11 protein-coding genes are annotated in these 11,289 nt (G+C 64.0%); 8 read left to right on the top strand and 3 right to left on the bottom strand.

Annotation, left to right across the window (positions count from 1 at the left end; all coding sequences use genetic code 11):
• Positions 1 to 211 precede the first annotated feature (211 nt).
• From choX to QMX89_RS19240, 4 genes are all read left to right on the top strand, one after another.
• A complete protein-coding gene (gene choX, locus QMX89_RS19225) occupies positions 212 to 1,135 on the top strand; it encodes a choline ABC transporter substrate-binding protein (protein ID WP_282349438.1) in 924 nt (307 codons plus the stop codon).
• Positions 1,136 to 1,311: 176 nt separating this feature from the next.
• Positions 1,312 to 2,196: a 3-keto-5-aminohexanoate cleavage protein gene (locus QMX89_RS19230; RefSeq protein ID WP_282349439.1), complete on the top strand. Its 885-nt coding sequence runs from the start codon at positions 1,312 to 1,314 to the stop codon at positions 2,194 to 2,196.
• Between the two features lie 144 nt (positions 2,197 to 2,340).
• The gene (locus tag QMX89_RS19235; protein ID WP_282349440.1) at positions 2,341 to 3,306 is read left to right on the top strand and encodes an L-carnitine dehydrogenase; all 966 of its coding nucleotides are present in this window, start codon (positions 2,341 to 2,343) and stop codon (positions 3,304 to 3,306) included.
• Entirely contained in the window at positions 3,303 to 3,755 is a 453-nt protein-coding gene (locus QMX89_RS19240; RefSeq protein WP_282349442.1) for a thioesterase family protein, read from the top strand. The genes QMX89_RS19235 and QMX89_RS19240 overlap by 4 nt, the downstream gene beginning before the upstream one ends.
• A 141-nt stretch (positions 3,756 to 3,896) precedes the next feature.
• Here the strand turns inward: QMX89_RS19240 and QMX89_RS19245 are convergent, their stop codons facing one another.
• Both QMX89_RS19245 and QMX89_RS19250 read right to left on the bottom strand, forming a co-directional pair.
• Positions 3,897 to 4,469 carry a hypothetical protein gene (locus QMX89_RS19245; RefSeq protein WP_282349443.1) on the bottom strand — a complete coding sequence of 191 codons (573 nt, stop codon included), beginning with the start codon at positions 4,467 to 4,469 and terminating at the stop codon, positions 3,897 to 3,899.
• The gene (locus QMX89_RS19250) at positions 4,466 to 5,698 is read right to left on the bottom strand and encodes an AAA family ATPase (protein ID WP_282349444.1); all 1,233 of its coding nucleotides are present in this window, start codon (positions 5,696 to 5,698) and stop codon (positions 4,466 to 4,468) included. Before QMX89_RS19250 ends, QMX89_RS19245 begins: the two co-directional genes overlap by 4 nt.
• Before the next feature lie 223 nt (positions 5,699 to 5,921).
• Here QMX89_RS19250 and QMX89_RS19255 point away from each other — a divergent pair, with 223 nt between their 5' ends.
• Positions 5,922 to 6,179 carry a hypothetical protein gene (locus tag QMX89_RS19255; RefSeq protein WP_056844664.1) on the top strand — a complete coding sequence of 86 codons (258 nt, stop codon included), beginning with the start codon at positions 5,922 to 5,924 and terminating at the stop codon, positions 6,177 to 6,179.
• 181 nt (positions 6,180 to 6,360) lie between these two features.
• Here the strand turns inward: QMX89_RS19255 and QMX89_RS19260 are convergent, their stop codons facing one another.
• Positions 6,361 to 7,455, bottom strand: a complete 1,095-nt coding sequence (locus QMX89_RS19260) for a GlxA family transcriptional regulator (RefSeq protein ID WP_049861400.1) — start codon at positions 7,453 to 7,455, stop codon at positions 6,361 to 6,363.
• Positions 7,456 to 8,106: 651 nt separating this feature from the next.
• On the opposite strand from QMX89_RS19260, the gene QMX89_RS19265 reads away from it, so the two are divergent.
• The 3 genes from QMX89_RS19265 to choV all read left to right on the top strand — a co-directional run bounded on the left by QMX89_RS19265 (position 8,107) and on the right by choV (position 11,153).
• A complete protein-coding gene (locus QMX89_RS19265) occupies positions 8,107 to 9,054 on the top strand; it encodes a choline ABC transporter substrate-binding protein (RefSeq protein ID WP_056844665.1) in 948 nt (315 codons plus the stop codon).
• A 75-nt stretch (positions 9,055 to 9,129) separates the two neighbouring features.
• The gene (choW, locus tag QMX89_RS19270) at positions 9,130 to 9,975 is read left to right on the top strand and encodes a choline ABC transporter permease subunit (RefSeq protein WP_043192362.1); all 846 of its coding nucleotides are present in this window, start codon (positions 9,130 to 9,132) and stop codon (positions 9,973 to 9,975) included.
• Positions 9,972 to 11,153 (top strand): choline ABC transporter ATP-binding protein, encoded by a 1,182-nt coding sequence (gene choV / locus QMX89_RS19275; protein ID WP_282349449.1) that lies wholly within the window; start codon positions 9,972 to 9,974, stop codon positions 11,151 to 11,153. The genes choW and choV overlap by 4 nt, the downstream gene beginning before the upstream one ends.
• Positions 11,154 to 11,289 lie beyond the last annotated feature (136 nt).

Here is an 11,289-nt window from a genome sequence, read left to right on the forward strand (position 1 = left end):
TGCGGCGCAATCCTGTGGGCGTGGGGCGGGCGGCGAGCCCTCTGCCCGCGAAGAGGGCTTTGTGAAACACCACTAATACCCAGCACGTCGCCACTGTGCAAGAGCCGGTCGCCGCAGTGCGATTTTTCCCGCAGCAGGCTGCGTACCTTATGCAAACGGTGCGTAGACACCGCCCCCATAACAATTCGAACTGCCGCTTGAGGGAGCCATCATGAACAGACTGATCAGCTGCTGCCTGCTGATGCTTACCGGTACCGCACTGTTGACCAGCATCGCCAGCGCTGCGGAACCGGCCAGCTGCAAGAACGTGCGCCTGGGCGTGGTCAACTGGACCGATGTGATCGCCACCAGCGCCATGACCCAAGTGCTGCTTGAAGACCTAGGCTACAACGTCAAACAGACCAGCGCTTCCCAGCAGATCATCTTCGCCGGGATTCGCGACCAGCGCCTGGACATGTTCCTGGGCTACTGGAACCCGCTGATGACCCAGACCATCACGCCCTTCGTGGAGCAGAAGCAGGTGCGCGTGCTCGACCAACCGAGCCTCAAGGACGCCCGCGCCACCCTGGCCGTACCGACCTACCTGGCCGACAAGGGCCTGAAAAGCTTCGCCGACATCGCCAGATTCAAGAAGGAACTGGGCGGCAAGATTTACGGCATCGAGCCGGGGTCCGGCGCCAATACCCAGATCAAGGACATGATCGCCAGGAACCGCTTCGGCCTCGGCGACTTTCAACTGGTGGAGTCCAGCGAGGCCGGGATGCTGTCGGCGGTGACCCGCGCGGTGAAGCGCAACGAGGCCATCGTGTTCTTCGGCTGGGCGCCGCACCCGATGAACGTCAACCAGGACATGACCTACCTGACCGGCAGCGAAGACGCCCTAGGCCCGAACGAAGGCATGGCCACGGTGTGGACGGTGACCGCGCCGGACTACGCCAGCCGCTGCCCGAACGCGGACAAGCTGCTGAGCAACCTGACCTTCACGGCCGCAGACGAGAGCCGAATGATGCAACCGCTGCTGGAGCATAAGGACGCCTTCGACTCGGCCCGGCAATGGCTCAAGGACCACCCGCAAGACCGCCAGCGCTGGCTGCAAGGCGTGACCACCTTCGACGGCAAACCCGCCGCGATCTGATCACGGCCGTGCATATTCTGCGTAGGAGCGGTCAGTGGCCGCGAACCAGGCACCGCGGTGCATCAGCCTGATCGCGGTGACCTTTTCGCGGCCGATGACCGCTCCTACGGGAAACCGACAGCGGCGCAAGCCGCGTCACCGCCCGGTAGACACAAGTACCTACAAGGACCCCTGCAATGAACCACGACGTCATCATCACCTGCGCCTTGACCGGTGCTGGCGATACCACCGCCAAAAGCCCTCACGTTCCCGTTACGCCGAAGCAGATCGCCGCTGCGGCCGTGGAAGCCGCCAAGGCCGGGGCCACCGTGGTGCACTGCCACGTACGCGACCCACAGACCGGCCGCTTCAGCCGCGACGTGGCGCTGTACCGGGAAGTGATGGAGCGCATCCGCGAAGCCGATATCGACATCATCGTCAACCTCACCGCCGGCATGGGTGGCGACCTGGAAATCGGCCCCGGAGAAACGCCGATGGCCTTCGGTGCTGGCACCGACCTGATCGGTCCCTTGGCGCGCCTGGCCCATGTCGAAGCGCTGCTGCCGGAGATCTGCACCCTGGACTGCGGCACCCTGAATTTCGGTGACGGCAACAGCATCTACGTATCCACACCCGAGCAACTACGTGCAGGCGCCCGGCGCATCACCGAGCTGGGGGTGAAGGCGGAGCTGGAAATCTTCGACACCGGCCACCTGTGGTTCGCCAAGCAGATGATCAAGGAAGGACTGCTGCACGATCCGCTGTTCCAACTGTGCCTGGGCATCCCCTGGGGCGCGCCGGCCGATACCACCACCATGAAGGCCATGGTCGACAACCTGCCGGCGGAGGCGGTGTGGGCCGGCTTCGGTATCGGCCGCATGCAGATGCCCATGGCCGCGCAGGCCGTGCTGCTTGGCGGCAACGTGCGGGTCGGGCTGGAAGACAACATCTGGCTGGAGAAAGGCGTGCTGGCCACCAACGGTCAACTGGTGGAACGGGCCAGCGAGATTCTGACCCGGCTCGGGGCACGGGTGCTAACGCCGGCCGAGGGGCGGCAAAAGATGAACCTCGTTCGGCGGTGATTTTTTTGGTGCCCCCGGAGGGCCTCTTCGCGGGCAGAGACCCGCTCCCACACGGTGAGCACGAACCTTGTGGGAGCGGGGCGGGCGGCGAGCCCTCTGCCCGCGAAGAGGCCCTCACCCCACACACTTTTCCAGGACCAACCCATGACCTACATCACCCACATCAACACCTTCGCTGCCCTGGGCAGCGGCGTCATCGGCAGCGGCTGGGTTGCCCGCGCCCTCGCCCATGGTCTGGACGTCGTCGCATGGGACCCGGCGCCCGGCGCCGAAGCTGCCTTGCGCCAGCGCATCGCCAATGCCTGGCCTGCCTTGGTCAAACAAGGTCTGGCGGCGGGTGCGGCGCAATCGCGGCTGCGCTTTGTGGCCACCGTCGAGGACTGCGTGCGCGACGCCGACTTCATCCAGGAAAGCGCTCCAGAGCGGCTGGAATTGAAGCTGGAACTGCACGCCCGCATCAGCGCCGCTGCCAAGCCCGACGCCTTGATCGGTTCCAGCACCTCGGGCCTGCTGCCCAGCGAATTCTACGAGGGCGCCACACACCCGGAACGCTGCGTGGTCGGGCATCCGTTCAACCCGGTCTACCTGCTGCCGTTGGTGGAAGTGGTCGGCGGCCGACACACCGCACCCGAGGCAGTCCAGGCGGCCATCAGCGTTTACGAAAGCCTGGGCATGCGCCCGCTGCACGTGCGCAAGGAAGTGCCCGGTTTCATCGCCGACCGCCTGCTCGAAGCGCTGTGGCGCGAAGCCTTGCATCTGGTCAACGACGGTGTGGCCACAACGGGAGAGATCGACGACGCCATTCGTTTCGGCGCCGGCTTGCGCTGGTCGTTCATGGGCACCTTTCTGACCTATACCCTGGCGGGCGGCGACGCCGGCATGCGGCACTTCATGAACCAGTTCGGCCCAGCCCTGAAGCTGCCCTGGACCTACCTGCCCGCGCCGGAGCTGACCGACACACTGATCGACGACGTCGTGGCCGGGACCTCGGCGCAACTGGGGAAACACAGTATCGGCGCCCTGGAGCGTTACCGCGACGATTGCCTGCTGGCAGTGCTGGACGCGGTACGGGTGACCAAGGCCCGCCACGGCATGAGTTTCGCCGAATGATCACTTACCAGACGCCCGTGCTCGCGGAGTGGGTGGACTACAACGGCCATCTGCGCGATGCGTTCTACCTGTTGATCTTCAGCTACGCCACCGACGCATTCATGGCCCGCATCGGCGTCGATCCGCAGCGTGACCAGCACTCGCTGTTCACCCTGGAATGTCACCTCAACTACCTGCATGAGGTCAAGCTGGGGACGGAGGTGCAGGTGCGCACGCGGGTGCTGGCCCATGACCGCAAGCGAGTGCAGGTCTACCACACGCTGCACTTGCAAGGCGTGGACGAGGTACTGGCAGCCAGCGAGCAGATGCTCTTGCATGTGGATCTGCAGGGGCCGAGGTCGGCGGTGTTTGGAAAGGCTTCGCTCGCGGCGCTGGCCGAGGCTTTCGAGGCGCAGCGGCATCAGCCTGCAGCCGAGTATGCCGGGCGACGGATCGCGTTGCGTGGCTGAATACCGTGTCGCTCCCTTCGCGGGCAGAGTCCCGCTCCCACAAGACAACCTTGCCTTCCAAGGCGAGTACCCTCTTGTGGGAGCGGGGCGGGCGGCGAGCCCTCTGCCCGGGAAGAGGCCAACACTGCCCTTCCAGTTCAATCAACCATCCCGCCGATCCACCGCCGCGGCAATCAGCGGCGCCATCTCGCGCAGCCCTTCGAGCCCGATCTTGCCCTCCTCGAACAAGCGCAACCACTGCCGACGCACGCGCATCACGCGCTCGTCGTCGCGCAATGGCAGGTGCTTGAGGGTGTACTCGGCCCGCGCCCTCACCGCTTCGGGCACTTTGTCGGTCAGCACCAGTTGCAGCGACGGCAGCAACACCTCGAACCAGCCCTCGCGCACCTCGAACGGATCGAGAAAGTCCTCGGCTTTCTTGCTGCCCTTGGCACTGTTCATCCAGGCGTCGACATAGCGGTAGTTGCTCCACTCGTAGGCCATGCCGCGGTCCTCATCACAGCTGATGAAATGCTCCACGGTGCCGCTGGGAATGTACATGGCACCGAAGGCACAGCGGTTGGCAAAGCCTTCGCCCAACTGCGGACGAAACGGCGACCAGTAGTCCCGCGGCCTGCCAACGTCAGGGTTGTCCTGCAACCAGGCGTTGCCGCGCTGGCGGCAGCGCTCGTCGAAGCCGTGGGGCTCGGGCAGTGGATGAACGAGTTCGATCATGCCGGCAGGCCTCCCTTGGCGACGATCCAGGCTGGCCAGAAATGATCCCCGGTGGGCAAGGTTCGCAACAGCTGCAACTGGATCGCGTCCTCGCTGTCCAGCTTCTCGGGCAAGCCGGATCGCTCGCCGCGCATCCAGGCTTCGGCGGCACCGATGGCCGCTTCCGCTTCCACCGAGCGGGCCTGGCGCAGACCGAAACTCTGGGATACCAGCCAGTTCACCGCATCGCCCTGAGCCGCCCAGGTTTGCTGGTGCAACTGCACCTGGCCTTCCTCCACGCTCAAGGTGAACAGCGCATCGCGCGCCTCGACGAACTGGGTCTCCATGGAGGCCAGCACCAGCGGTGAATGGGTGGCCACGATCATCTGCACTGCCAGGCGCTGGCGAGTCAGCGCGCCGACCACATCCATCAGCGCAGGGACGATGCGACGCTGCCACTGCGCATGCAGATGGCACTCGACCTCATCCACCAGAAACACCAGCTCATCGCTCGGCCGTACTCCGGCCAGGCGACAGGCGCGGCGGTGCCCTTCCCAGGTCCAGACCAGCATGTAGGCCAGGGCCACCACGCGGCGGATCGCACTGGAAGTTTCAGGCAAGGGCACCCGTCCCTGGGGCCGCTGCAGGGTCGGATATTCGGTTTCATCGAGCAGGCCGATGTGGCACGGCCGACCGGGCAGCAGTAGTTCCTCGCGCGACGGTGACAGTGCGCGCAGGACCTGCTTCAAAGCGCCGAACGCCTTGCAGCCGTAAGTACGCTGCCAGCGTACCCAGTCGTTGATCAAGCCGTTGCACAAGCGCCCCTGCCCCGCCATCGACGTACCGTGCCACAGCTGGTTTTCATCGAAGTGATAGGCCGCCAGCTCACCCGCATTACGCACCGGATCCCAGGCACTGAAGGTGCCGTTGGCATGGGCATACACCACCAGCGAACGGCTCGGGGTAACGTCGCCTACCGGCGCCCAGCGGTCTCGCTGCCAGGCCCATTGCCCGGCGCTGCGGTCTGCGCCGGTGAAACGATAATCGATGACCGGCAGCGCCGACGACTCGCGCGCCTTGATCGGCTTGCCTGCGGCCCAGGTGCGGGTCAGCACCCACCATGCCGTATCGAGCACGAAGCTCTTGCCCAGACCGTTGTCGCCGGTGATGAAGTTCAGCCGTGGCGCCAGTCCGATAGGGCCCAGGGCTGGAGAGGGGCCGACGCCTTGAAAGGAGAGAAAGTCGAGCATGTCCGTTGCCGTCCATTGAAAGTGAACGGCAAGGGTATTCAGGCCCGCCCCGCCAAGTGCCATACCCGGTTGCTACATGGCTGGCTTACAGCCGCTGCGAACACGGCGAAAAACGACCTGTTCGTGTGCAATCCGGCCATGCGGACCACCGCCTCTTGCTCAGCGCGTGCGCGGCTACCAGAATCCGGACAACGTCACGCCACCCATAAAAAGGATCAGCATCATGATGCATGCGGACTTGATTGATCAGGAGGACCTGCTGGGCCAGCTGCGCGCACTGGGTTTCGAGATGCCCGCAGGCGCCACGGCCGAGCAGGCCTGTGAATGCGCAGTGCGCGGCCTGGACAGCGGCCGGGCCCAGGCCCTGCGCAAGATGGTGGAACAGATGCTGACCGGCAGCGCGACCATCCTGCCGGCGGTCCGCCAGGCGATCGACCGGACCTTGCTGCCGGCATTGGCCCAACATTCGAAGCGGGCCTGAATTTCAACCCAGCCCCAGCTGAGCCCATTGTGGGAGCGTGGCGGGTAGTCTGACCTATCGCGGCGCGCTCTTCGCGGGCAGAGCCCGCTCCCACAGGGTTTACATCACACAGAGCTTGCATCACACCTGTGGGAGCGGGGCGGGCGGCGAGCCCTCTGCCCGCGAAGAGCGCGCCGCGGTATCAGATCCTCACACTGGCAAAGGTCGATTCGTTGCGCGCCTGGCTCAGTGCCGACAACGGTCCGGCCAGGACCATGGCCTGAGGGATCGGCAGCATCGCCACCTGTTGGGTGGTATTGGAGCCGACGCGTTCGTCACGCGGCGGAATGCCGAAATACTCGCGATAGCACTTGGAGAAATGCGGCGTGGACACAAAGCCGCACACCGACGCCACCTCGATGATCGACATGGGCGTCTGCTTGAGCAACTGCCGGGCGCGAATCAGGCGCAACTTGAGGTAGTAGCGCGACGGCGAACAATGCAGGTACTTCTGGAACAGCCGCTCCAGCTGGCGTCGCGACACCGCCACATACACCGCCAACTCGTCCAGGTCGATCGGCTCCTCCAGGTTCGCCTCCATCAACGCGACGATCTCCTGCAGCTTGGGCTGGTTGGTGCCCAGCATGTGCTTGAGCGGCACCCGCTGGTGATCCTGTTCGTTGCGGATGCGCTCGTAGACGAACATCTCGGAAATCGCCGCCGACAGCTCGCGGCCGTGATCGCGGCTGATCAGGTGCAGCATCATGTCCAGCGGCGCCGTGCCGCCCGAACTGGTGAAGCGATTGCGGTCCAGGGTGAACAGGCGCGTGCTCATGGCCACGCGGGGAAAGGCCTCCTGCATCGAGGCCAGGCATTCCCAGTGCACGCTGCACTCGAAACCGTCGAGCAGACCGGCGCAGGCCAGCGCCCAACTGCCGGTACAGACCGCACCCAGGCGCTTGGACTGCCGTGCCTGGCTCTGCAGCCAGCTGACGTGATCACGACCCACCGCACGCTGGATACCGACGCCGCCACAGACGATCACCGTGTCCATCGGCGCGGCCTTGTGCATGGCCGAATCCGGAGTGATCTGCAGGCCGTCACTGGCCCACACCTGGCCACCGTCCGCGCTCAGGGTGGTCCATCGATACAGCTCGCGCCCGGACAACTGGTTGGCCATGCGCAGCGGTTCGACTGCCGAGGCCAGGGAGATGAGGGTGAAGTTGTCGAGCAACAGGAAGCCGATGGACTGAGGACTGCGAGTCTGCGGCTGAGCGCCGGTGGTGAAGGATGTCATTGCGGTATCTCCTTACGCGAAGCGGATGGTGGCCTCAGGCAGGCTCTTGTTATTGCCCTCTGTTTAACAGGGGCTTTGCTTTGCTACGCAAACCCCATGCCGACAATTGGTCGGGAACTCCACCGCGCCTGAAAACGACGTCGCGCAGGGCTATGCAGAGCGCTGCGAAAGACCTTCGCGGGCGACCGTCGATTCTCCTCAAAAGCATACCCGCCGTGGGGTCTGAGCAATTCGGTAGCAACCGCTGGGGTAGCGCACCGCCAAGTGTCACCACAAGCACGCTGTTCGCCGCAGCCCACTGCGGAGCGCGGTCGAAGGCACCGGTGATGAGCTGCGCGCGAAAAAGAGGCGTGCAGCTCGCCTCTGCACGTTCGTGTGGCAACTTCATATAAGTGGATGTACGCAGGTGTCGCGGGTAAGGTCGCTGCTGCAAGCCCATGAGCTGTAAGCGACGTCACCGACACTGGATGCGACTCTGCCCGCACTGGATACGACGCACCCGGTAGGCGGCTGATTTGCGCTGGTACATGATCACTCACGGCCCGATCGCCTGGCACCTTGGCGGCGCACCCGTCGCGGACGCGGCGATCGAGCATTCAAACAAGCGTGGCATGCCCTTGCGCCCCACGCCGAGAAAACCAGGAGCACACCATGAAAGGTCCAACATCGATTCTGCTGGCCACCCTGCTGGGCCTGCCTGTACTGGCTCAAGCAGCGGAACCGGCGCGATGCGCCACTGTGAATTTCTCCGATGTCGGCTGGACCGACATCACCGTCACCACCGCCGTCACCAGTGCGGTGCTGCAGTCACTGGGCTACAAGACCAAGACCACGATGATTTCCGTGCCGGTGACCTACAAGTCCCTGGCCGATGGCAAGAACATGGACGTTTTCCTGGGCAACTGGATGCCGACCATGGAAAACGACATCAAGCCCTATCGCGACGCCGGTACCGTGGAAACAGTGCGGGCCAACCTGGAAAACGCCAAGTACACCCTGGCCGTTCCCCAGGCGCTGTACGACAAGGGCCTGAAGGATTTCGCCGACATCGTCAAATTCAAGAAGGAACTGGACGGCAAGATCTACGGCATCGAACCGGGCAACGACGGCAATCGCTTGATCCAGAGCATGATCGACAAGAACGCCTTCGGCCTCAAGGACGCCGGTTTCAAAGTGGTCGAATCGAGCGAGGCCGGCATGCTGTCCCAGGTCGACCGCGCCCAGCGGCGCAACACCGACGTGGTGTTCCTGGGCTGGGAACCGCACCCGATGAACACCCGCTTCAAGCTGCAGTACCTGACCGGTGGCGATGACTTCTTCGGCCCCAACTTCGGCCAGGCCACCATCTATACCAACACACGCAAGGGTTACACCCAGGAGTGCAGCAACGTGGGCCAGTTGCTGAAGAACCTGCAGTTCAGCCTGGCCATGGAAAGCACGCTGATGGGCAACGTCCTGGACGACAAGCAGAAACCCGACGCCGCTGCACGAGCCTGGCTGAAAAACAACCCACAGGTGCTCGACACCTGGCTCGCGGGCGTCACCACTATCGATGGCAAGCCGGGTCTTGAAGCCGTCAAGGCCAAGCTCGCGCAATAACGCTGGCAGGCGGGCCGGCGGTTGCCGGCCTCACCCGCCGGCCCTTCGTTTCCTCGCATGCGGACACTCACTACCATGCTGACAGACCACAAGATCCCCCTGGGCGAGTACATCGCGGCCTTCGTCGACTGGCTCACCCAACACGGGGCTTCGACGTTCGATGCCATCGCGTCCACGCTCGAAGCGATCATTCATGGTTTTACCGCAGGTCTGACCTGGTTCAACCCCTATGTACTGACCGCCCTGATCGCTGCGCTGGCGCATTTCATCCAGCGCAAATGGGGCCTGACGCTGTTCGTGGCGCTGTCGTTCCTGCTGATCCTCAACCTGGGGTACTGGCAGGAAACCATGGAGACCCTGGCGCAGGTGCTGTTCGCCACCCTGGTCTGCGTGATCATCGGCGTGCCGCTGGGCATCGTCGCCGCGCACAAGCCGATGTTCTACACCATGATGCGGCCGGTCCTCGACCTGATGCAGACGGTACCGACCTTCGTCTACCTGATCCCCACGCTCACCCTGTTCGGGCTGGGCGTGGTACCGGGCCTGATTTCCACGGTAGTGTTCGCCATCGCCGCGCCCATTCGCCTGACCTACCTGGGCATCCGCGACGTGCCGCAGGAACTGATGGACGCCGGCAAGGCCTTCGGCTGCTCGCGCCGCCAGTTGCTGTCGCGCATCGAATTGCCTCACGCCATGCCGAGCATCGCCGCTGGCATCACCCAGTGCATCATGCTGTCGCTGTCCATGGTAGTGATCGCCGCCCTGGTGGGTGCCGATGGTCTGGGCAAGCCGGTGGTCAACGCACTGAACACCGCCGATATCGCGCTGGGCTTCGAAGCCGGTCTGGCCATCGTGTTGCTGGCGATCATGCTCGACCGTATCTGCAAACAACCCGACGTCAAGATAGGGGGTGATGCATGAGCATTATTCGATTCGACAACGTCGATGTGATCTTCGCCAAGGACCCACGCGAGGCGTTGAAGCTGCTCGACCAAGGGCTGACCCGCAACGAGATCCTGAAGAAGACCGGGCAGATCGTCGGCGTGGAAAAGGCCAGCCTGGACATCAACAAGGGCGAGATCTGCGTGCTGATGGGGTTGTCCGGTTCGGGCAAGTCGAGCCTGCTGCGCTGCATCAACGGGCTGAACACGGTGAGCCGCGGCAAGCTGTTCGTCGAGCATGAAGACCGCCAGATCGACATCGCCTCGTGCACGCCGGCAGAACTGAAGATGATGCGCACCAAGCGCATCGCCATGGTGTTCCAGAAGTTCGCCCTGATGCCTTGGCTAACGGTGCGCGAGAACATCAGTTTCGGCCTGGAGATGCAGGGCCGTCCGGAAAAGGAACGGCGCAAGCTGGTCGACGAGAAGCTCGAACTGGTGGGCCTGACCCAATGGCGCAACAAGAAGCCCGACGAGCTGTCCGGCGGCATGCAGCAGCGTGTGGGCCTGGCCCGGGCGCTGGCGATGGACGCCGACATCCTGCTGATGGATGAACCCTTTTCCGCACTCGACCCGTTGATCCGCCAGGGTCTGCAGGACGAGTTGCTGGAGCTGCAACGCAAATTGAGCAAGACCATCGTCTTCGTCAGCCATGACCTGGACGAAGCGCTGAAGTTGGGCAGCCGCATCGCAATCATGAAAGACGGGCGGATCGTCCAGTACAGCGTACCCGAGGAAATCGTCCTCAACCCGGCCGACGATTACGTGCGGACCTTCGTCGCCCACACCAACCCACTCAACGTGCTATGCGGGCGCAGCCTGATGCGCACCCTGGACAAGTGCACCCGCGTCAACGGTTCGGTGTGCCTGGATCCGGGCGTGGATTCATGGCTGAACCTGGGCGCCGGCAATTCGCTGACCAGCGCACGCCAGGGCGACAACGTGCTCGACGTGCAAGGCTGGGCGCCCGGGCAGGCGATGGAAGGCCTGGGCCGCCGGCCGACACTGGTCAGTGCCGACATCGGCATGCGCGACGCCTTGCAGATCCGCTATCAGACGGGCCACAAACTGGTTTTGCAGGACAGTGACAAACAGGTGGTGGGTATTCTTGGGGATACCGAGCTGTACCATGCCCTGCTGGGCAAGAACCTGGGCTGATCCTCGCTGGCAGGAGCCCTGACGCGGTTGGTCTGATACACCGCGGCGTCTTCTTCGCGGGCAGAGACCCGCTCCCACAAGGTTGATCCAAGCCGTGTGGGAGCGGGTCTCTGCCCGCGAACGCCACACCGCAAGC

Source organism: Pseudomonas sp. PS01301 (genome assembly GCF_029960215.1).
GTDB lineage: Bacteria > Pseudomonadota > Gammaproteobacteria > Pseudomonadales > Pseudomonadaceae > Aquipseudomonas > Aquipseudomonas coleopterorum.

Bases quoted from the DNA above. Each gene is read 5' to 3' on its own strand.
- QMX89_RS19235 (WP_282349440.1), top strand. From the start codon at position 2,341: ATGACCTACATCACCCACATCAACACCTTCGCTGCCCTGGGCAGCGGC.
- QMX89_RS19255 (WP_056844664.1), top strand. From the start codon at position 5,922: ATGATGCATGCGGACTTGATTGATCAGGAGGACCTGCTGGGCCAGCTG.
- QMX89_RS19245 (WP_282349443.1), bottom strand. From the start codon at position 4,469: ATGATCGAACTCGTTCATCCACTGCCCGAGCCCCACGGCTTCGACGAG.
- choX (WP_282349438.1), top strand. From the start codon at position 212: ATGAACAGACTGATCAGCTGCTGCCTGCTGATGCTTACCGGTACCGCA.
- QMX89_RS19250 (WP_282349444.1), bottom strand. From the start codon at position 5,698: ATGCTCGACTTTCTCTCCTTTCAAGGCGTCGGCCCCTCTCCAGCCCTG.
- QMX89_RS19265 (WP_056844665.1), top strand. From the start codon at position 8,107: ATGAAAGGTCCAACATCGATTCTGCTGGCCACCCTGCTGGGCCTGCCT.
- QMX89_RS19260 (WP_049861400.1), bottom strand. From the start codon at position 7,455: ATGACATCCTTCACCACCGGCGCTCAGCCGCAGACTCGCAGTCCTCAG.
- choV (WP_282349449.1), top strand. From the start codon at position 9,972: ATGAGCATTATTCGATTCGACAACGTCGATGTGATCTTCGCCAAGGAC.
- QMX89_RS19240 (WP_282349442.1), top strand. From the start codon at position 3,303: ATGATCACTTACCAGACGCCCGTGCTCGCGGAGTGGGTGGACTACAAC.
- QMX89_RS19230 (WP_282349439.1), top strand. From the start codon at position 1,312: ATGAACCACGACGTCATCATCACCTGCGCCTTGACCGGTGCTGGCGAT.
- choW (WP_043192362.1), top strand. From the start codon at position 9,130: ATGCTGACAGACCACAAGATCCCCCTGGGCGAGTACATCGCGGCCTTC.